Raw genomic sequence first — 18,404 nt, 5'->3', positions numbered from 1 at the left:
TTGAGCGTGACTCGCCCGAACTGCCAGGGAGTTGTCACACGGCCTCCCAGCGTTGCAGACCAATAGGCCTTCGCGTTGCTTTCACTACTCATGAAAGTTGTCTCCTCTAAGTGATGCGTTTGCAGTTTCGACGGCTGACGCCGCCACGCTGTGTGTACCCGAAAAAGGGCTTTCCCAGGTACTACGCGGCGGACTTTGGTTGCGATTCCTTACAGCTAAATTGCTGCGGCCCGTCAGCTGCTGTAATCCAAGGGTAAGTCCTAGGTAAGAGGGTCCACTTAGCCTGCGGAGCGTTTCCATCCAAAGGAGGACTCCATGGAAGACAAGATGGTCCAGCGCATCCTGGACAACCCCAAATACCAGCAACTCCGGCGCAAGCGTTCCAGCTTCGGCTGGTGGCTGACCGCCGCGATGATGATCGTCTACTACGGCTTCATCCTGCTGGTGGCCTTCAACAAGGAGTGGCTGTCGCAGCGCCTGGGTGAAGGCGTCATGACAGTGGGCATCCCCGTCGGTTTCGGAGTGATCCTGTTCACCATCGTGATCACCGCGATCTACGTTCGCCGCGCCAACAGCGAGTTCGACGACCTCTCCCACGCCATCATCACCGAGGTGCACAAATGAACACCCGCACCTTGCTGCGCCCCGCCCTGACCCTCGCCTCGCTGTTCGCCGTTTCTGCCGCCGCTCTGGCTGCGGGGGCCGATCTCGGCCAGGCCGAAAAACAGGCCACCAACTGGACCGCGATCACCATGTTCGCGCTGTTCGTGGTGGCCACGCTGTTCATCACCAAGTGGGCCGCCGCCAAGACCAAGAGCGCCGCCGATTTCTACACCGCCGGAGGCGGCATCACCGGTTTCCAGAACGGTCTGGCGATCGCAGGCGACTACATGTCGGCCGCATCCTTCCTGGGTATCTCGGCGGCCGTGATGGCCTCGGGTTTTGACGGCCTGATCTACTCCATCGGCTTCCTGGTCGGCTGGCCGGTCATCACCTTCCTGATGGCCGAGCGCCTGCGCAACCTGGGCAAGTTCACCTTCGCAGACGTGGCCGCCTTCCGCTTCGAGCAGAAGCCCATCCGCATCTTCGCGGCCTCGGGCACGCTGGTCGTGGTGGCTTTCTACCTCATCGCCCAGATGGTGGGCGCGGGCCAGCTGATCAAGCTGCTGTTCGGCCTGGAGTACTACATCGCGGTGATCATCGTCGGCGCGCTGATGATGGTCTACGTGTTGTTCGGCGGCATGACAGCCACCACCTGGGTGCAGATCATCAAGGCCTGCCTGCTGCTGGGCGGCGCCTCGTTCATGGCCTTCATGGTGCTGTGGCACTTCGGCTTCAGCCCCGAGGCGATGTTCGCCAAGTCGGTCGAGATCAAGGCGGGCCTGGCCAGCGCGGCGGGCAAGACGTCCGAAGAAGCCGCTGCGGCCGGCCAGTCCATCATGGGCCCCGGCAACTTCGTGAAGGACCCGATCTCTGCCATCAGCTTCGGCATGGCGCTGATGTTCGGCACTGCCGGCCTGCCCCACATCCTGATGCGCTTCTTCACCGTGCCCTCGGCCAAGGAAGCGCGCAAGAGCGTGATGTGGGCCACTGGCTGGATCGGCTACTTCTACCTGCTGACCTTCATCATCGGCTTCGGCGCCATCACCTTCGTGCTGACCAACCCCGACTTCCTCGACGCCAAGGGCGGCCTGCTGGGTGGCAACAACATGGCGGCGGTGCACCTGGCCAACGCCGTGGGTGGCAACGTGTTCCTGGGCTTCATCTCGGCCGTGGCCTTCGCGACCATCCTGGCCGTGGTGGCCGGCCTGACGCTCTCGGGCGCCTCGGCCGTGTCGCACGACATCTACGGCACCGTGATCAAGAAGGGCAAGGCCAACAGTGCCGACGAGCTGCGCGTGTCCCGGATGACCACCATTGCACTGGGCATCATCGCCGTGGTGCTGGGCATTGCCTTCGAGAAGCAGAACATCGCCTTCATGGTGTCGCTGGCCTTCGCGATTGCCGCCTCGGCCAACTTCCCGGTGCTCTTCATGAGCGTGCTGTGGAAGGACTGCACCACCAAGGGCGCGGTGATCGGCGGCTTCCTGGGCCTGATCTCGTCGGTCGCGCTGACCGTCGTGTCGCCCTCGGTGTGGGAAGCCACGCTGGGCAACCCCAAGGGCTCGGCGCTGTTCCCCTACACCTCGCCCGCGCTGTTCTCCATGACCATCGGCTTCGTCGGCATCTGGCTGTTCTCCATCCTGGACAACAGCGCGCGTGCCAAGAAGGACCGCGCGGGCTTCGTGGCCCAGCAGGTTCGCTCCGAGACCGGCATCGGTGCATCGGGCGCATCGGGTCACTGAGTTTCTGACCTTGCCATGAGAAAGGGCCACCGCTCATGCGGTGGCCCTTTTCTTTTCCCAACGACGCCCTGGTTGTGACGTTCAGGCCGGCACCATCTCGGCCGGCACGGGGGTGCGGATCAGGTGGTCGAACGCACTGAGCGCGGCCTTGGCGCCCTCGCCTGCAGCGATCACGATCTGCTTGTACGGCACCGTGGTGCAGTCGCCCGCTGCGAACACGCCTTCCACGTTGGTGTGGCCCTTGGCGTCGACCACGATCTCGCCGAAACGGCTGAGCTCGACCGTGCCCTTGAGGAACTCGGTGTTGGGCACCAGACCGATCTGCACGAACACGCCTTCCAGAGGCACCAGCTGTTCTTCACCACTCACACGGTCCTTGAACTTCAGGCCGTTGACCTTGCTGCCGTCGCCGGTGATCTCGGTGGTCTGCGCGTTCACGTGGATGGTCACGTTGGGCAGGCTCTTGAGCTTGCTCACCAGCACCGCGTCGGCCTTGAGCTGGTCGGCGAACTCGATCAGCGTGACGTGCTGGACGATGCCGGCCAGGTCGATGGCGGCCTCCACGCCCGAGTTGCCGCCGCCGATGACCGCCGTGCGCTTGCCTTTGAACAGCGGGCCGTCGCAGTGCGGGCAGTAGGCCACGCCCTTGTTCTTGTATTCCTGCTCGCCCGGCACATTGACGTTGCGCCAGCGCGCACCGGTGGACAGGATCACACTGCGCGCCTTGAGCACGCCACCGTTGGCCATCTGCACCTGCACCAGGCCGCCCGGCTCGCTGGCGGGGATCAGCTTGTCGGCACGCTGCAGGTTCATCACGTCCACCTCGTAGTGGCGCACCTGGGCTTCCAGCGCGGCGGCGAACTTCGGGCCGTCGGTTTCCAGCACCGAGATGTAGTTCTCGATGGCCATGGTGTCGTTGACCTGACCACCCATGCGCTCGGCCGCGATGCCCACACGGATGCCCTTGCGGGCCGCGTACACCGCCGCCGCAGCACCGGCCGGGCCACCGCCGACGATCAGCACGTCGTAGGCGTCCTTGGCGTTGAGCTTGGCGGCTTCGCGTTCGCCGGATTTGGTGTCGAGCTTGGCCACGATCTCTTCCACGCTCATGCGGCCGGAGGCGAACACCTGGCCGTTCATGAACACCATGGGCACGGCCATGATCTCGCGCTCGGTCACTTCCTGCTGGAAGGCGCCACCCTCGATCACCACGGTGCGAATCTTCGGGTTGACGATGGCCATGAGCGACAGCGCCTGCACCACGTCCGGGCAGTTGTGGCAGGTCAGGGACATGTAGACCTCGAAGCTGTACTCGCCGTCGAGCGACTTGATCGAGTCGATCACCTCCTGCTCGACCTTGGGCGGGTGGCCACCGGTCCACAGCAGCGCCAGCACCAGCGAGGTGAACTCGTGGCCCAGCGGCAGGCCGGCAAAGCGCACGCCTGTGGTTTCGCCGGCACGGGCGATCACGAAGGACGGCTTGCGGGCGTCGTTGCCCGCGGTGTCCAGCGTGACCTTGTCCGACAGGCTGGCAATGGTCTGCAACAGCTCGCGCATCTCGGCGCCGGTGTCGCTCTCGTCCAGCGACGCGATCAGCGTGATGGGCTGGCGCAGCATGCCGAGGTACTGCTGCAACTGGGCTTTGAGGGTGTCGTCGAGCATGGTGGACTCCTTGAATGTGGTGCGTTGTGCGCGAAGCGTTGGGTGAAGGGCGCTCGGCGGATGGCCGCCGAACGCCCGACGCTCAACACTCAGCGGGGATCAGATCTTGCCGACCAGGTCCAGCGAAGGAGCCAGGGTCTTGGCGCCTTCGTTCCACTTGGCGGGGCACACCTGGCCGGGGTTGGCTGCGGTGTACTGGGCGGCCTTGAGCTTGCGCACGGTTTCCTTCACGTCGCGGGCGATCTCGTTGGAGTGCACTTCCATGGTCTTGATCACGCCTTCGGGGCTGATCACGAAGGTGCCGCGCAGGGCCAGGCCTTCTTCTTCGATGTGCACGCCAAAGGCGCGGGTCAGCTGGTGCGTCGGGTCACCGACCAGGGGGAATTTGGCCTTGCCCACGGCGGGGCTGGTCTCGTGCCACACCTTGTGCGAGAAGTGGGTGTCGGTGGTGACGATGTAGACCTCTGCGCCGGCTTTCTGGAACTCGGCGTAGTTGTCGGCGGCGTCCTCGATCTCGGTCGGGCAGTTGAAGGTGAAGGCGGCCGGCATGAAGATCAGCACGGACCACTTGCCCTGCAGGCTCTTCTCGGTCACTTCGATGAACTCGCCCTTGCCCGTGCGGTTGACGAAGGCGGTGGTCTTGAAGGGCTGCACTTGCGTGTTGATGATGGACAGCGCGTTGATCATGGACATGGTTTTTCCTGTGAAGAGGTTGAAGGGAATCGGAAACGGGAAGCGATGGATATCGCGACGGGGTGAATCATAGTCGACATCTATCAATTTTCCGCATTGATAGTTTACATGAGGCCGATAGTTTCTGCTGCTGTGCAGCAATCACCCACCCCGTCGACAGGCTCGGATGCTGTGGACTGCTTGCTACAAATAGCGCAAAAAATGTCTGCCGGGTAAAGACTTTATTGAGAATCGTTTTTGTTTGCAATATCATCGGCGATCCAGCCAGCCACAGCGCCTTGCGTTGAAGCCAGCCGACAACCTGTTCGACCCGAGCTTCCATGTCCCAACGTCGCAAGAACCTGCGCGCCCGTGCCGGCCGCCCCCTCCCCGCCCCATCCGCCAACCTGCCCGCCGCCTCCGGCGTGATGCTGCCCCTGGGCGCCATGCTGCTGGCCAGCTCCTTTGGCGCCCTGGCCCAGACCGCGCCCGCCAGCGAAGACAAACAGCTACCCACCGTGGTCGTGCGCGAAAAGGCCCTGGCCCCTGAAGGCAAGGACGCGCTGCAGGCCACCGAGACCACCATCGGCAAGGGCAAGCAGCAGCTGCGCGACATCCCTCAGTCGGTCACGGTCGTGACCGAACGCCTGATCGACGACCGCAACCTCGACACCGTCAAGGAAGCACTCAAGAACACCGCCGGCATCACCTTCTTGGCCGCCGAGGGTGGCGAGGAAGATATCCGCCTGCGCGGCTTCGCCCTGCAGGCCACCGGCGACCTGTTCATCGACGGCATGCGCGACCCCGCGATCTACGACCGCGACACCTTCGCCATGGACCGCATGGAAGTGCTGCGCGGCTCGGCCTCAATGCTGTTCGGCCGTGGCTCCACCGGCGGCGCCGTCAACCAGGTGTCCAAGGTGCCCCGGCTGATCGACGAGCACCAGGTCGACCTCACCCTGGGCAACCACAAGTACGTGCGCGCCACGGGCGACTTCAACATCATGACCGGCGACAGCTCGGCGCTGCGCCTGAACGCCATGGCCACCAAGGCCGACAACAACGGCAGCGGCGCCAGCCTGGACAAGCGCGGCATGGCGGTGGCCTACCGCACCGGCATCGGCGAGCGCGACGAGTTCCTCGCCAACCTCTACCACCTGGACAACAACAACGGCGTCAACTACGGCATGCCGTTCATTGCCCCGGCCCGCGGTTCCAGCGACCGCACGCTGCTGCCGGTCGACCCCGACACCAACTACGGCCTGGCCAGCGACTACAACGACTCCAGTGCCACCATCGCCGGCCTGGCCCACACCCACCGCTTCAGCCGCGACAGCGAACTCAAGACCCAGGTGCGCGTGGGCAAGTTCGACCGCGATCTGCGCTCGGGTGCGATCCGCTTGTGCACGCAGGGCGTGAACCAGCAGACCGGCGCCATCACCAACCCGAACTGCCCGACCTCGGTCAGCCTGGACAACTTCGGCCCCGGCACCGTCCTCACCCGCGGCACCCACCTGAAGATCCAGAAGCTCGACTCGGTCCAGGCGCAGTCGGACTTCAGCACCAAGTTCGACGCGCTGGGCGTCAAGCACGAGCTGATCGCCGGCGTCGACGTTTCCCGCGAGGAGCGCACGGTGTACGCCGCGCGCTCGGCCGCGCAGGGTGGCGTCAACATCACCAAACCCACCACCACCATCGGCACCCCGGAAGACGGCGCCTCGGTGAACGAAGCCAGCCGCGTGCTGCGGGTGAACAACGCCTATGTGGCCACCGGCGTCGGCGCCTATGTGCAGGACGTGATCCAGGTGGCCCCTGCCTGGAAGGTCGTTGGCGGCGTGCGCTACGACAACCTCAACGGCGACTACGACATCAACGCGATCCCGGATGCGGCCCCCGGCCCGGTCACGGCCACCAAGTACCGCATGCACGTCTCCGAGTTCAGCCCGCGCATCGGTGCCCTGTTCCAGCCGACCCCGCTGCACTCCTTCCACGTGTCCGCCGGCTCGTCGTTCAACACCTCGGGCGACGCCTACTCGCTGAGCGCCTCCAACGCCGACACCGATCCGGAAAAGAGCGTCAACCTCGAACTCGGCGCCAAGCTCGACTCGGCGGACAAGCGCTTCTCCACCCGGCTGGCCGTCTTCCGCTCGACCAAGACCAACGAGCGCAACACCGACCCGGACCTGCCGGTCACCGTGCTCAGCGGCAAGCGCCATGTGGCTGGCTTTGAGGCCGACGTCACCGGCCGCCTGACCCCGCAGTGGGAGGTCTACGGCTCCTACATGTGGCTGCCGGTGGCGCGCGTCGACCAGGCCGCGCCCTGCCCGGCCACCGGCGCCTGCGCCCAGTCGGCCATCGGCGAGCGCCCGGGTGACCGCCCGTCCCTCACGCCCGAGCACAGCGGCACGGTGTGGAGCACCTACCAGTTCACGCCCCGCCTGCGCCTGGGAGCCGGCCTGAACTTCCGCAGCGCGCAAAGCCCGACCCGCGTGGCCTTCAAGGTGCCGTCCTACACCACCGTGGACCTGATGGCGGAGTACACGTTCGACTTCGACCGCCTGTCGATCAAGGCCTACCTGGCCAACGCCACCGACAAGCTCTACGCCGACCAGCTCTACCCGGCGCACTACATCCCGGGTGCTGGCCGCACGCTGCAGGTGACCGCCAGCCTGAAGTTCTGATTTCAAACCCAGGCCCCTACAGCCGCCCCGCGCAAGCCGGGCGGCTTTTCCGCTGAAAAACCACGACAGAGCCCACGATGCTGCTGACCCTGCCCGACATCCTGTCGCCCGACGACATCCGCACCGCGCGCGACCTGCTGCGCAGCGCCCCCTGGGCCGATGGCCGCGACAGCGCCGGCCCGCAGGCACTCACCGTCAAGAACAACCAGCAGCTGCCGCACGACTGCGAAGCCGCGACCCGCATCCGGCAGATGGTGCTGGACGGACTGAACCGCTCCGCCCTGTTCTTCAGCGCCGCCCTGCCGCTGCGCATCTTCACCCCGCGCATCAACCGCTACGGTGGCGAGCACAACACCTACGGCAACCACATCGACAACGCCGTGCGCCTCAAGGCCACGACCGCCGGCACCGAGTACGTGCGCACCGACGTCTCCTGCACCGTGTTCCTGAACGACCCCGGCGAGTACGACGGCGGCGAGCTCACCGTCAGCGACACCTACGGCACGCGCGGCGTCAAGCTGCCCGCCGGCCACGCCGTGCTCTACCCCGGCACCAGCCTGCACCAGGTCACGCCGGTCACGCGCGGCGAACGCCTGGCCTGCTTCCTCTGGGTGCAGAGCATGGTGCGCAGCGACGAGCAGCGCCGCCTGCTCTACGAGCTCGACATGAACCTGCTGGCGCTGCGCCAGCGCCATGGCGAGACCACCGAAACCACAGGCCTGACCGGGACGTACCACAACCTGCTGCGCATGTGGGCAGAAACATGACCGAGCCCGTCACGCTGGAAGACCACGAACGCCTTGCGAAAGAGCGCATGGCACCAGACATCTGGGCTTACCTCTGCGGTGGGGCCGCCGACGAGATCACCTTGCGGGACAACCGCGCCGCCTGGCAGCGCCTGCAGTTGCGCCCCCGGGTGCTGTGTCAGCTCGCCGGCGGCCACACGCGCCGCACGCTGCTCGGTCGGGAACTGGCCCACCCGCTGCTGGTGGCCCCCATGGCCTACCAGCGAGTGGCACACCCACAGGGTGAACGGGCCAGCACACTGGCGGCGGCGGTGATGGGGCTGGGCTATGTGCTGAGCACGCAGGCCTCGGTGCCCATGGAAGAAGTCGCCCGCCTCGCCCACGGCGAGGCCGCCCGCGGACCGCTGTGGTTCCAGCTCTACCTGCAGCCCGACCGCGGTCTGACGCAGTCGCTGGTGGCGCGCGCCGAGGCCGCCGGCTACGAGGCCCTGGTGCTCACGGTGGACGCCCCCGTCCAGGGCAGCCGCGACCAGGAGCGCCGCACCGGTTTCCAGCTGCCCCCCGGGGTGGCGGCGGTCAACCTGCCCGACGGCGTCGCCATGTCGGCCGGCGGCCCTGGCCTGTGCGGCGGCCTGGCGGAGCACGCCCCGACCTGGGAAGACCTGGCCTGGCTGCGCTCGGTCACGCGGCTGCCCATCCTGCTCAAAGGCATCACCCATCCGGACGACGCCCGCCTGGCGGTCGAGCACGGCGCCGCGGGGGTGATCGTCTCCAACCACGGCGGCCGCACCCTGGACACCCTGCCCGCCACCGCCACCCTGCTGCCCGAGGTCGTGGCCGCGGTGGAGGGTCGCCTGCCGGTGCTGGTCGATGGTGGGGTGCGCCGCGGCACCGACGTGCTCAAAGCCCTGGCGCTGGGCGCCAGCGCGGTGCTGGTCGGCCGCCCGGTGCTGCACGGGCTGGCGAACGCCGGCGCGGCCGGTGTCGCCCAGGTGCTGCGTCTGATCTGCGACGAGCTGGAGATCGCCATGGCGCTGTGCGGCTGCCGCACGCTCGAAGAACTGGGACCCGCGCATCTGCAGCCGCGCTCGTGAGCAGAAAAATTTTGCCCATTTAAAGAATACGAACCATTCTCATTTATAATCACGACATCGTTTTTCGGCCCAACGCCTTCACCAGAGAGCTCACCATGACCGGAACCCTGACCACCCTCTTCGTCAGCCTTGCCCTGCTGCTGGGCGCCCTGTGGTGGGTGTTCCGCCCCTGACAGGGACCGGCTCCGTTCCGACGACACCTACACTATGAGTTCCGCCGCTCTTGGCCTTCCCGTCCCTCCGGCACCGTCTGCCGGCGACGCACGCGAGGCACGTTCCAACCCAGCTCCCATGGACCGTCGTCTGTTCATCGTGGCCGCCGTCATCGGCTTTCACGTGCTGGGCCTGTGGGCCCTGCAGGCCGGTCTGCTGCGCCGCGCCGTGGAACTGGTGGTGCCCGTGACGGTGATGGCCGAGCTGATCGAGCCGCCCCAGCCCCTGGTCGCGCCGGAGCCCACCCCGCCCAAGCCACAGCCGGCCCCGAAGCCGGTGGCGCCGGTGCAGCGCGTGGTGAAACAGGCCCCGATGCCGCTGGCCGTTCCCGACCCGGCTCCAGTGCCCGAAGCGCCCACGGGCGTGGTCAGCGCGCCACCCGAACCCCAGCCGGCGGTCACCGAACCGGTGGCGGCCGCTCCCGTCGCGCCGCCAGCCCCGCCCAAGGTGGAACTGCCCTCCAGCGACGCCAGTTACCTGAACAACCCGCCACCGCCCTACCCGCAGATGTCCAAGCGGCTGCGGGAGCAGGGCCGTGTCGTGGTCCGTGTCCACATCAGCACCGACGGCATCGCCACCCGCGCCGAAGTCCAGAAATCCAGCGGCTTTCCGCGCCTGGACGAAACCGCCGTCCAGACCGTGCTGCGTTGGCGCTATGTGCCAGGCAAACGGGCCGGCGTTCCCGAAGCCATGTCGTACCTGATTCCCATCGATTTCCGTCTCGAAGACTGACCGTCGCCAACCCTCCGCCTTCTCAGAATCTTTCATGGACACTCCTCTCGCAAGCTCGGGCCTGGCCCACGTCTGGTCGCAAGGCGACGCCGTCACCCGCACCGTCGCCCTGGTGCTGCTGGTCATGTCGCTGGCCACATGGATCATCATTCTCTGGAAGGTGCTGGACCAGCGCGCCCAGCGCCAGCAGGCCAAGGCCAGCGAAGGCTTCTGGCACAGCGCCGATTTCGCCGAGGGGCTGGACAAGCTCGGTGCCGCCGACAACAACCCTTTCCGCGCCCTGGCGGTCGAAGGCCGTGAGGCACAGCGCCACATCCTGCACAAGGACGGCCGCCAGGTCCCGCAGCTGCACGACAGCCTGGACGTGAGCGACTGGATCGAGCGCTGCCTGCGCCGCACGCTGGACGACCACGTCGCCAAGGCACAGAGCGGCCTGACGGTGCTGGCCTCCATCGCCTCCACCGCACCCTTCGTGGGCCTGTTCGGCACCGTCTGGGGCATCTACCACGCCCTGCTGGGCATCGGCGCCGCGGGCCAGGTCAGCATCGACCAAGTGGCCGGCCCGATCGGCGAGGCGCTGATCATGACGGCCCTGGGCCTGCTGGTCGCCATCCCCGCGGTGCTGGGCTACAACGCCCTGGTGCGCGGCAACAAGGCCATCCTGCACAAGCTCAACCGCTTCGCCCACGACCTGCACGCCTACTTCGTCACCGGTGCCCGCGTCAGCTCCGGCGCCGACGCCAAGGTGCTGCCGATGAAGAAGGCCTGATCAAGGAGTCCCCATGGCCATCGGAACCCAGGACGACAGCGACGAAATGATGGCGGAGATCAACATGATCCCGTTCATCGACGTCATGCTGGTGCTGCTCATCATCTTCATCATCACCGTGCCGGTCATCAAGCACGCGGTCAAGGTCGACCTGCCCCGCGCCAGCAATGAAAAGCTGGTCGACAAGCCGGAAAACGTGCGCCTGTCGGTCGACGCCTCGGGCGCCTACTACTGGAACGAAACGCCCATCGCCGACGCAGAGCTGAACACCCGCCTGTCGCAGATCGCGGCCATGGAGCCGCAGCCCGAGCTGCACATGCGCGGCGACAAGGACGTGCGCTACGAGCGCGTGGCACTGGCCATGGCCAGCGCCCAACGCGCGGGCGTGCGCAAGATCGGTTTCATCACGGAGCCCGCACAGCCATGAACCGTCCGACCGCCTCCACTCCCGTGGCGACCAGCCCGGTCACGGCCCCAGCACCGGCGTCCGCCTCGACCGCTGCGCCCGTGCTCAGCAGCCAGTCGGTGCTGCAGGGCCGGTCGCAGGTGGCCATCGAACACAACGGCGCGGTCTACCGCCTGCAGACCACCCGTCAGGGCAAGCTCATCCTGACCAAGTGAGCGACCCGACCAGACCGCTTTCTTCAATCGTGGGGCGACCCGGGGTATGAGCAATTCCCCGAGCGTCGTTTTTCGCCAGCCAGGGGGCCGAAGGCCCCGTTAGCCAGGCGTTTTTTCAGATCACAGGCCGATTGCAGCGATACCTGCCTTGGCGATCTGCGCGTCCTCGCTGGACTTCACACCGCTGACGCCCACCGCGCCGATGCACTGGCCATCCTTGATCACCGGCACCCCACCTTCGAGCAAGCCCTGAATCGTCGGCGCGCTCAGGAACGAGGTGCGGCCCTGGTTGATGACGTCCTCATAGACCTTGCTCTCCTTGCGGCTGAGCGCAGCCGTGTGGGCCTTGGCCGGCGCGATGTGTGAGGACATCGCCGGCGCGCCGTCCAGGCGCTGCAGCCAGAGCAGATGACCGCCGTCGTCGACGATGGCGATGGTGACGGCCCACTGGTTTTTCATGGCTTCGGCTTCGGCAGCGGCGGCAATGGCCTTGACATCGGCGAGTTCGAGCACGGCTTTGGTTTTCATGAAGGCAATCCTGCGGAAAATGGAATGAAGGGCGAACGATAACGCGTTCATTGCAGAACTGGCGATCAAAACTGTTCTCACCACGCGGTGGCCTGGCAGCACATTCCACACGCCAACGAGCACCGCCCTACAATTCGCCGCAAGCGGCGTTCCGCCAACCACCAGGAGAGACCATGACCGACTTCACCCAATACCAAGGCACTGCCGGCGCCCTCAGCGCCGAACGCAACAAGGTGCTGCGCAACACCTACTGGTTGCTGGCCCTGTGCCTGCTTCCGACCGTGCTGGGCGCCTGGATCGGCGTGAGCACCGGCATCACCCGCAACCTCGGCGGCATCGTCGGCATGGTGCTGTTCATCGGCGGCATGATGGCCTTCCAGTTCGCGATCTACCGTTTCCGCAACTCCGGCGCGGGCGTGGCCATCCTGATGGCCTTCACCTTCTTCATGGGCCTGATGCTCTCGCGCCTGCTGGGTGTGGTGCTGGGCATGGGCAACGGCACCACGCTGGTGATGGCCGCCTTTGCCAGCACGGCCGGCGTCTTCTTCACCATGGCCACGCTGGCCACCGTGATCAAGCGCGACCTCAGCGGCATGGGCCGCTGGCTGTTCGCCGGCATGATCGCCATCCTGATCGCGGCCGTGGTCAACATCTTCATCGGCAGCTCGGCCATGATGCTGGCCCTGACCGCCCTGAGCACGCTGGTCTTCAGCCTGTACATGCTCTACGACGTGAAGAACATCGTCGACGGTGGCGAGACCAACTACATCGTGGCCGCCACCCAGCTGTTCATCGACATCTTCGCGGTGTTCCAGAACCTGCTGGCGCTGTTCGGCATCATGGGCGGTGACGACTGATCCGTCGGACTGCACATTCGACTCAAGGGGACCTCCGGGTCCCCTTTTTCATGCCTGCGCGCGCTCAAGTTCCCGTCCGCCCGGCCGAAAACGAAGACAAACCCCCGTTCAAGCACCATGCGACACCTTGCCCTGCCCCTCTGCCTCTGCACCGCCCTGCTGGCCGGCTGCGACGCACTGGGCATCGAAAGCGCCACCCAGGTGGCCGAGCGCAAGCAGGCCGAGGCCCACGCCATCGGCAGCGCCTGCCGACACGCGATCCGCAGCATCGAGGACTGCTTCAAGACCAACCCCAAGGCCGGCAAAGCCGCCGTGTTTGCGGGCTGGAAGGAAATGGACCAGTACATGCGCGACAACCAGATCGTCGGCATGCCGTCCGCCATCGAGTCGCCCACTGGCGAAGAGGTCGTCGAACACGAAGACATCTCGGCCCAGGACGAACACGCTTCGGGTGATGCGAAGTCATCCTCCGGGAAAAAGGCGGCCGACAAGACCCCGGCCACCAGGTCGCCCGGCGACGCCAAAACCCAAAGGTCCTGACGCCCTGGGCCCACACCGAGACCGGCTGAGCCTCAGGGCAGCTCGAACACCGCCATGCTTTCGACGTGCGCCGTGTGCGGGAACATGTTGACCACCCCTGCCGCCGTACAGCGGTAGCCCGCCTGGTGCACCAGCAGGCCGGCGTCGCGCGCCAGCGTGGCCGGGTTGCAGCTCACGTAGACGATGCGCCGGGGCGGCGTCCAGCTGCCACGCAGCTCCGGCTGCTGGTGCAGGTCGGCCAGCGCCTTGGACAGCGCAAACGCGCCTTCCCGCGGCGGGTCCACCAGCCACTTGTCCGCCACCCCATCGGCCACCAGCATCTCGGTCGTCATCTCGAACAGGTTGCGAGCCACGAAGGTCGTGGGCGCCAGCGGTGACGGGCGCCCCTGCTGGTTGAACGCGAGGTTCTCGCGCGAGCGCGCCACCAGCGCCTCGCTGCCCTCAATGCCCAGCACCTCGCCGGCGCCCGTGGCAATCGGCAGGGTGAAGTTGCCCAGACCGCAGAACCAGTCGATCACACGTTCGCTCTTCTGCGCATCCAGCAGGCGCAGCGCGCGCGCCACCAGCACCCGGTTGATGTGCGGATTGACCTGGGTGAAGTCGGTCGGTTTGAAGGGCATGTTGATGCCGAATTCGGGCAGGCGGTAGCTCAGCTGCGGTCCGCCCTCGTCCAGCAGCCGGACCGTGTCCGGTCCTTTGGGCTGCAACCACCATTGCACGCCGTTCTGCTGACCGAAGGCGCGCAGCCGGGCCAGATCGTCGTCGCTCAGGGGCTCCAGATGCCGGAGCACCAGGGCGGTCACGTCGTCGCCGCAGGCCAGTTCGATCTGCGGACAGGTCTCGCGCGCGTCCATGCCGTAGATCAGCTCGCGCATGGGCATGAGCAGGTTGCTCACGTGGGGCGGCAGCACACGGCAGACCTGCATGTCGGCCACGTAGCGGCTCTTGCGCTCGTGGAAGCCGATCAGCACCACCCCCTTCTTGTGCACGAAGCGCACCGACAGGCGCGCGCGGTAGCGGTAGCCCCAGGCCGGCCCTTCGATCGGGCGCAGCAACGTCTCGGCCTTGACCTTGGCCAGATGCCAGAGGTTGTCCTCCAGCACGCGCTGCTTGATGGCCACCTGCGAGCTGGCATGCAGGTGCTGCATCTTGCAGCCACCGCACGCGCCTTCGTGCAGACCGAAATGCGGACAGCCGGGCGTGACGCGCTGGGGCGACTCGCGATGGATCTCGGTCAGCGTCGCCGCTTCCCAGTTGTTCTTCTTGCGATGGACCTTGGCGCTGACGATCTCGAACGGCAACGCGCCGTCGATGAACACGACCTTGCCGTCGGGCCGGTGGGCGATGCCCTGCGCCTCGATGTCGAGCGACTCGACAAACAGCTGGCCTTCGGGCAGACCGGCGGAGGGCGGCATGGGGGTGTGGGGATCTTGTTGTGTGGGGCTGTCTTGGCTCATGCCCCGATTGTCTCAGGCCCAGGCGGCGAGGTATTCCTGCCAGTGGCTCTCAGCGGGCGCCAGCCGCCCCAGCGTCTCTTTCACGAACGCGATTTCCTGCTCGTACTCGGCCTCCGTGAGGCCGCCACGCATCTTCTGGAAACGGCAGTACACCAGATAGGTGTTCATCACGTCCGTTTCGCAGTAGCGGCGGATGTCCTCCAGCCGGCCGTCAAGGTACTGCGGATAGACCTGCGAGCCGTCCATGCCCAGCTTGCCGGGAAAGCCGCACAGCTTGGCCAGCGCGTCCAGAGGCGCGTTGTTCTTGGGGCTGTACATCGCCAGCAGGTCCATCAGGTCCAGATGGCGCATGTGGTATCGGCTGATGTAGTTGTTCCACTTGTACTCGCGGTCGTCCTCGCCCATATCCCAGTACTTGCTGGCCTCGACGCCGTGGCGCAGTCCGCGGTAGTGCAGCACGGGCAGGTCGAAGCCGCCGCCGTTCCAGCTCACAAGCTGCGGCTGGTGCTTCTCGATGCTGTTGAAGAAAGTCTGGATGACCCGGCCTTCGCTCTGGCCGTCGCGGTCGACGAAGGAGTGCACGCGCAGGCCTTCGGCGTTGCGGAACACCACGCTGATGACCAGCACGCGCTGCAGGTGCAGCGGTGCGAAATCGCTCTGGCCCTTGTCCTTGCGCTCGTTCAGCCAGGCCTCGTAGACCTGGGCATCGGTGGCATCGGCGGGCGCACCCCGCAACGCGCGCAACCCGTCGACATCCGGAATCGACTCGATGTCAAAAACGAGAACCGGCCAGGCCATGCACCGGCCAGCTCAGCGCTTGGGCAGGTAGGCCACCGGATCGACAGGCTTGCCGTTGCGGCGCACCTCGAAGTGCAGCTTGACGCGGTCGGCGTCGCTGCTGCCCATCTCGGCGATGCGCTGTCCCTGCTTCACGGTCTGGTCCTCGCGCACCAGCAGAGCCTGGTTGTGGGCGTAGGCCGTGAGGAAGGTGTTGTTGTGCTTGAGGATGATCAGGTTGCCATAGCCGCGCAAACCGGCGCCGGCATACACCACGCGCCCGTCGGCGGCGGCGAGCACCGGATCGCCCAGACGACCGCTGATGGACACGCCCTTGTTCTTGCCCTCATCGAAAGAAGCGACCACTGCGCCCTGGGCAGGCCACACAAATGCAACGTCGTCGGCACCGGCAGAAACGGGCTCGGTGGCCGGCGCGGGTGTGGCAGCGGTCGGCGCCGTGGGTGTTGCACCCGGCGTGCCCGATGCAGGGGGCGTGTTCAGGGGCCGTGCCACCACGCCCGGCGTGGCCACCGGCGCAGCGGTCACACCCGTCGCTGTGGGGGCGGTGCCCGATACGGGCGGGGCCACCCGCAGCACCTGACCGACTTCGATCAGGTTGGGGTTGGTCAGGTTGTTCCATGCCTGCACGTCGCGCGGTGCCTGGCCGGCCTCCAGTGCAATCCGGTACAGCGTGTCGCCGGGACGCACGGTGTAGTAACCCGGTTTGCCCGCGTTCTCCGCACCTGGCAAGGGCTTGCCTTCGGACGGCCGCGCCGCGCCGGAACGGTCCTCGACCGGTGCGGGCTGGCTCAGTCGCCGCGTGGAGCATCCGGCCGTCAGCACCAGTCCCCCCATCAGGGTCCACAGGGCCACACCGCGCCACGAGATGCGCTGCGTGCGCACTGGCTGTCTATCGAAATCCCGCTTGTTCATTCCTGTTTCCTGCCTGATGTCAGGCCCGTTTCCACCCGGGCACTGCCTCTACGAAACACTCGCCAGCCACGTGTCGGCCGAAAGGTTTCACGAAACGCCTGATTTTAGGGGCACGAAGAGCACCGGTTCCAATACAGAACGTGTGAATCCGTGAGCATGGCGCTCAATGACGATCAGGTGCTGCTGGCCCGAGTCGGTCACCGCCGGTGCCACCAGGCGCCCCCCCACCGCGAGCTGTTCGATCCAGGCCTGCGGCACATCGTTCCCACCCGCGGCGGCCACGATACCGGCGTATGGCGCGCCTTGCGCATAGCCCGCCATGCCATCGCCAAACAGGAGGTGGACATTGGCCAGCCGGAAGGCCCGCAGGTTGTCGCGCGCCTTCTCGTGCAGCGCCCGCAGCCGCTCGATGCTGTAGACCTCCTGCACCAGATGGCTCAGCACCGCAGCCTGGTAGCCACACCCGGTTCCGATGTCCAGCACCCGGCCAATGCGGCCCTCCCTGCCCTGGCACAGCAACTCCAGCATGCGCGCCACCACACTGGGCTTGGAGATGGTCTGCCCCAGGCCGATCGGCAGGCTGGTGTCTTCATACGCCTGGTTGGCCAGCGCGGTGTCCACAAAACGGTGCCGCTCCACGATCTGCATGGCCCCCAGCACGCCCGGATGGGAGATGCCCTGGGCCTGCAGTTTGCGCACCATGGCCTGACGAACTGCCAACGAATCCATGCCGACACCGCGGGGGGCCGTGGTCGCAGCCATGGGAGCCGGGCTGCGGCCCTGCACCGCCGACGGGACGCCCGGCCTGTTGACCGATACCACCGGCCCTGTGTCCAGGCGAGCGGGAAATGCCGGCCGGGGCCTTCCGGAGGCGGGGACAGTGGAAGCGCTCGTGGCCGGCGAAGTTGGAACTGTCCGTTTCATGGCGTCCCAGCGCCCAAGGCGGCCGCCGTCGGAACCCAATAAGAGAGGCGCTCGTGGTCGGTCAGGTCCACCTGCAGCGGCGTGATGCTGGCGAAGCCCTGCGCCGTGGCGTGAAAGTCGGTGCCTTCGGCATCGTCCTTGGCCGGACCGGCGCTGCCGATCCAATACATGGTTTCACCGCGGGGGTTGGTCTGCGTGATCACCTGCTCGGCCGCGTGGCGGCGCCCGAGCCGGGCGACCTTGAAGCCCCGGATCTGCTCGGCCGGGCGGCAAGGAATGTTGACGTTCAGCAGCCACGGAGCCTGTCGCCGACCCGCGTCGTCCCCGGACGGCAGCGTCGGCAGCAGGTGTCTGACCAGCTCGGCGGCCTTCTGTCCAGCCACGTCCAGATGTGCCCAGCCGCGCTCCGTCTGGGAGAACGCGATGGCAGGGATGCCGAACAGGTAGCCCTCCATGGCCGCTCCGACGGTGCCAGAGTAAATGGTGTCGTCCCCCATGTTAGCGCCGTTGTTGATGCCGGACACCACCAGATCGGGCCGGTAGCCCAGCAGCCCGGTCAGCGCGATGTGCACGCAGTCGGCAGGGGTGCCGTTCACATAGCGGAAACCGTTGGACGCGCGGTGCACGTACAGCGGCGAGTGCAGGGTCAGCGCGTTGGACTTGGCACTGTTGTTGTGCTCCGGCGCCACCACCTCCACGTCGGCCAGGCCCTTGAGCGCCTCGTACAGGGCCACGATGCCGGGCGCCTGGTAACCATCGTCGTTGGAGATGAGAATTTTCATTGGCAGGATTTTAGGCGGCCCGCCCCGGGTCACGCCCGGGACATGGGGCCGCACAGGTGACGCCCATCGTG

General features: G+C 66.5%; 20 protein-coding genes. 11 read left to right on the top strand and 9 right to left on the bottom strand.

Translation table 11 applies throughout. The features are described from left to right. The first annotated feature begins 315 nt into the window (after positions 1-315). Positions 316-624, top strand: coding sequence for a DUF485 domain-containing protein (locus HPF_RS09840; protein ID WP_066154617.1), 309 nt, complete (start codon positions 316-318; stop codon positions 622-624). Further along, positions 621-2,345, top strand: a complete 1,725-nt coding sequence (locus HPF_RS09835; protein WP_066154620.1) for a cation acetate symporter — start codon at positions 621-623, stop codon at positions 2,343-2,345. The genes HPF_RS09840 and HPF_RS09835 overlap by 4 nt, the downstream gene beginning before the upstream one ends. An 81-nt stretch (positions 2,346-2,426) precedes the next feature. On the opposite strand, the gene ahpF is transcribed toward HPF_RS09835, so the two are convergent. From ahpF to HPF_RS09820, 3 genes are all read right to left on the bottom strand, one after another. Beyond that, complete coding sequence (gene ahpF / locus HPF_RS09830) at positions 2,427-4,007, bottom strand: alkyl hydroperoxide reductase subunit F (protein ID WP_133156497.1); 1,581 nt, start codon at positions 4,005-4,007, stop codon at positions 2,427-2,429. A 99-nt stretch (positions 4,008-4,106) separates the two neighbouring features. Beyond that, positions 4,107-4,682, bottom strand: coding sequence for an alkyl hydroperoxide reductase subunit C (gene ahpC, locus HPF_RS09825; protein ID WP_066154756.1), 576 nt, complete (start codon positions 4,680-4,682; stop codon positions 4,107-4,109). A gap of 85 nt (positions 4,683-4,767) precedes the next feature. Further along, on the bottom strand, positions 4,768-5,022 hold the full coding sequence (locus HPF_RS09820) for a hypothetical protein (protein ID WP_127806237.1): 255 nt from the start codon (positions 5,020-5,022) through the stop codon (positions 4,768-4,770). Between HPF_RS09820 and HPF_RS09815 the strand changes: the two genes are divergently transcribed. From HPF_RS09815 to HPF_RS09785, 7 genes are all read left to right on the top strand, one after another. Next, the gene (locus HPF_RS09815) at positions 5,021-7,360 is read left to right on the top strand and encodes a TonB-dependent receptor (RefSeq protein ID WP_243721717.1); all 2,340 of its coding nucleotides are present in this window, start codon (positions 5,021-5,023) and stop codon (positions 7,358-7,360) included. The two genes, HPF_RS09820 and HPF_RS09815, sit on opposite strands and share 2 nt — an antisense overlap. Before the next feature lie 77 nt (positions 7,361-7,437). Further along, positions 7,438-8,127 (top strand): Fe2+-dependent dioxygenase, encoded by a 690-nt coding sequence (locus HPF_RS09810; protein WP_133156496.1) that lies wholly within the window; start codon positions 7,438-7,440, stop codon positions 8,125-8,127. Next, positions 8,124-9,200, top strand: coding sequence for an alpha-hydroxy acid oxidase (locus HPF_RS09805; protein WP_133156495.1), 1,077 nt, complete (start codon positions 8,124-8,126; stop codon positions 9,198-9,200). Before HPF_RS09810 ends, HPF_RS09805 begins: the two co-directional genes overlap by 4 nt. Positions 9,201-9,491: 291 nt before the next feature. Continuing rightward, positions 9,492-10,145, top strand: coding sequence for an energy transducer TonB (locus HPF_RS09800; protein ID WP_079366085.1), 654 nt, complete (start codon positions 9,492-9,494; stop codon positions 10,143-10,145). A gap of 34 nt (positions 10,146-10,179) precedes the next feature. Continuing rightward, positions 10,180-10,914, top strand: a complete 735-nt coding sequence (locus HPF_RS09795) for a MotA/TolQ/ExbB proton channel family protein (protein WP_066154636.1) — start codon at positions 10,180-10,182, stop codon at positions 10,912-10,914. 13 nt (positions 10,915-10,927) lie between these two features. Beyond that, the gene (locus tag HPF_RS09790) at positions 10,928-11,341 is read left to right on the top strand and encodes an ExbD/TolR family protein (protein ID WP_066154639.1); all 414 of its coding nucleotides are present in this window, start codon (positions 10,928-10,930) and stop codon (positions 11,339-11,341) included. Then, positions 11,338-11,535 (top strand): hemin uptake protein HemP, encoded by a 198-nt coding sequence (locus tag HPF_RS09785; protein ID WP_066154642.1) that lies wholly within the window; start codon positions 11,338-11,340, stop codon positions 11,533-11,535. The genes HPF_RS09790 and HPF_RS09785 overlap by 4 nt, the downstream gene beginning before the upstream one ends. Before the next feature lie 120 nt (positions 11,536-11,655). Here the strand turns inward: HPF_RS09785 and HPF_RS09780 are convergent, their stop codons facing one another. Further along, complete coding sequence (locus HPF_RS09780; RefSeq protein ID WP_066154645.1) at positions 11,656-12,063, bottom strand: GlcG/HbpS family heme-binding protein; 408 nt, start codon at positions 12,061-12,063, stop codon at positions 11,656-11,658. A 173-nt stretch (positions 12,064-12,236) separates the two neighbouring features. On the opposite strand from HPF_RS09780, the gene HPF_RS09775 reads away from it, so the two are divergent. Both HPF_RS09775 and HPF_RS09770 read left to right on the top strand, forming a co-directional pair. Further along, complete coding sequence (locus HPF_RS09775; protein ID WP_066154648.1) at positions 12,237-12,920, top strand: Bax inhibitor-1 family protein; 684 nt, start codon at positions 12,237-12,239, stop codon at positions 12,918-12,920. 117 nt (positions 12,921-13,037) lie between these two features. Continuing rightward, positions 13,038-13,460 (top strand): hypothetical protein, encoded by a 423-nt coding sequence (locus tag HPF_RS09770; protein ID WP_133156494.1) that lies wholly within the window; start codon positions 13,038-13,040, stop codon positions 13,458-13,460. A 32-nt stretch (positions 13,461-13,492) separates the two neighbouring features. On the opposite strand, the gene rlmD is transcribed toward HPF_RS09770, so the two are convergent. The 5 genes from rlmD to surE all read right to left on the bottom strand — a co-directional run bounded on the left by rlmD (position 13,493) and on the right by surE (position 18,333). After that, positions 13,493-14,917, bottom strand: coding sequence for a 23S rRNA (uracil(1939)-C(5))-methyltransferase RlmD (gene rlmD / locus HPF_RS09765; RefSeq protein ID WP_207959350.1), 1,425 nt, complete (start codon positions 14,915-14,917; stop codon positions 13,493-13,495). A gap of 12 nt (positions 14,918-14,929) precedes the next feature. Further along, positions 14,930-15,715: a 3'-5' exonuclease gene (locus HPF_RS09760; protein ID WP_133156493.1), complete on the bottom strand. Its 786-nt coding sequence runs from the start codon at positions 15,713-15,715 to the stop codon at positions 14,930-14,932. Positions 15,716-15,727: 12 nt separating this feature from the next. Then, on the bottom strand, positions 15,728-16,627 hold the full coding sequence (locus HPF_RS09755; RefSeq protein ID WP_084397231.1) for a peptidoglycan DD-metalloendopeptidase family protein: 900 nt from the start codon (positions 16,625-16,627) through the stop codon (positions 15,728-15,730). An 87-nt stretch (positions 16,628-16,714) separates the two neighbouring features. After that, positions 16,715-17,389: a protein-L-isoaspartate(D-aspartate) O-methyltransferase gene (locus HPF_RS09750; RefSeq protein ID WP_243721716.1), complete on the bottom strand. Its 675-nt coding sequence runs from the start codon at positions 17,387-17,389 to the stop codon at positions 16,715-16,717. A gap of 158 nt (positions 17,390-17,547) precedes the next feature. Continuing rightward, complete coding sequence (gene surE / locus HPF_RS09745; RefSeq protein ID WP_133156491.1) at positions 17,548-18,333, bottom strand: 5'/3'-nucleotidase SurE; 786 nt, start codon at positions 18,331-18,333, stop codon at positions 17,548-17,550. Between the last annotated feature and the right edge of the window lie 71 nt (positions 18,334-18,404).

Source organism: Hydrogenophaga pseudoflava, from assembly GCF_004353865.1.
Classification (GTDB): Bacteria; Pseudomonadota; Gammaproteobacteria; order Burkholderiales; family Burkholderiaceae_C; genus Hydrogenophaga; species Hydrogenophaga pseudoflava.
The sequence above is the reverse complement of the archived record's forward strand: the minus strand, read 5'-3'. Positions and strand labels throughout refer to the sequence as shown.

Excerpts from the sequence above, each read along its gene's own strand:
- HPF_RS09755 (WP_084397231.1), bottom strand. The coding sequence starts at position 16,627 with ATGAACAAGCGGGATTTCGATAGACAGCCAGTGCGCACGCAGCGCATC.
- HPF_RS09840 (WP_066154617.1), top strand. The coding sequence starts at position 316 with ATGGAAGACAAGATGGTCCAGCGCATCCTGGACAACCCCAAATACCAG.
- HPF_RS09760 (WP_133156493.1), bottom strand. The coding sequence starts at position 15,715 with ATGGCCTGGCCGGTTCTCGTTTTTGACATCGAGTCGATTCCGGATGTC.
- HPF_RS09785 (WP_066154642.1), top strand. The coding sequence starts at position 11,338 with ATGAACCGTCCGACCGCCTCCACTCCCGTGGCGACCAGCCCGGTCACG.
- HPF_RS09835 (WP_066154620.1), top strand. The coding sequence starts at position 621 with ATGAACACCCGCACCTTGCTGCGCCCCGCCCTGACCCTCGCCTCGCTG.
- HPF_RS09780 (WP_066154645.1), bottom strand. The coding sequence starts at position 12,063 with ATGAAAACCAAAGCCGTGCTCGAACTCGCCGATGTCAAGGCCATTGCC.
- HPF_RS09800 (WP_079366085.1), top strand. The coding sequence starts at position 9,492 with ATGGACCGTCGTCTGTTCATCGTGGCCGCCGTCATCGGCTTTCACGTG.
- HPF_RS09815 (WP_243721717.1), top strand. The coding sequence starts at position 5,021 with ATGTCCCAACGTCGCAAGAACCTGCGCGCCCGTGCCGGCCGCCCCCTC.
- HPF_RS09790 (WP_066154639.1), top strand. The coding sequence starts at position 10,928 with ATGGCCATCGGAACCCAGGACGACAGCGACGAAATGATGGCGGAGATC.
- HPF_RS09770 (WP_133156494.1), top strand. The coding sequence starts at position 13,038 with ATGCGACACCTTGCCCTGCCCCTCTGCCTCTGCACCGCCCTGCTGGCC.
- HPF_RS09750 (WP_243721716.1), bottom strand. The coding sequence starts at position 17,389 with ATGGCTGCGACCACGGCCCCCCGCGGTGTCGGCATGGATTCGTTGGCA.
- HPF_RS09795 (WP_066154636.1), top strand. The coding sequence starts at position 10,180 with ATGGACACTCCTCTCGCAAGCTCGGGCCTGGCCCACGTCTGGTCGCAA.
- surE (WP_133156491.1), bottom strand. The coding sequence starts at position 18,333 with ATGAAAATTCTCATCTCCAACGACGATGGTTACCAGGCGCCCGGCATC.
- HPF_RS09805 (WP_133156495.1), top strand. The coding sequence starts at position 8,124 with ATGACCGAGCCCGTCACGCTGGAAGACCACGAACGCCTTGCGAAAGAG.
- ahpF (WP_133156497.1), bottom strand. The coding sequence starts at position 4,007 with ATGCTCGACGACACCCTCAAAGCCCAGTTGCAGCAGTACCTCGGCATG.
- HPF_RS09820 (WP_127806237.1), bottom strand. The coding sequence starts at position 5,022 with ATGGAAGCTCGGGTCGAACAGGTTGTCGGCTGGCTTCAACGCAAGGCG.
- HPF_RS09810 (WP_133156496.1), top strand. The coding sequence starts at position 7,438 with ATGCTGCTGACCCTGCCCGACATCCTGTCGCCCGACGACATCCGCACC.
- rlmD (WP_207959350.1), bottom strand. The coding sequence starts at position 14,917 with ATGAGCCAAGACAGCCCCACACAACAAGATCCCCACACCCCCATGCCG.
- HPF_RS09775 (WP_066154648.1), top strand. The coding sequence starts at position 12,237 with ATGACCGACTTCACCCAATACCAAGGCACTGCCGGCGCCCTCAGCGCC.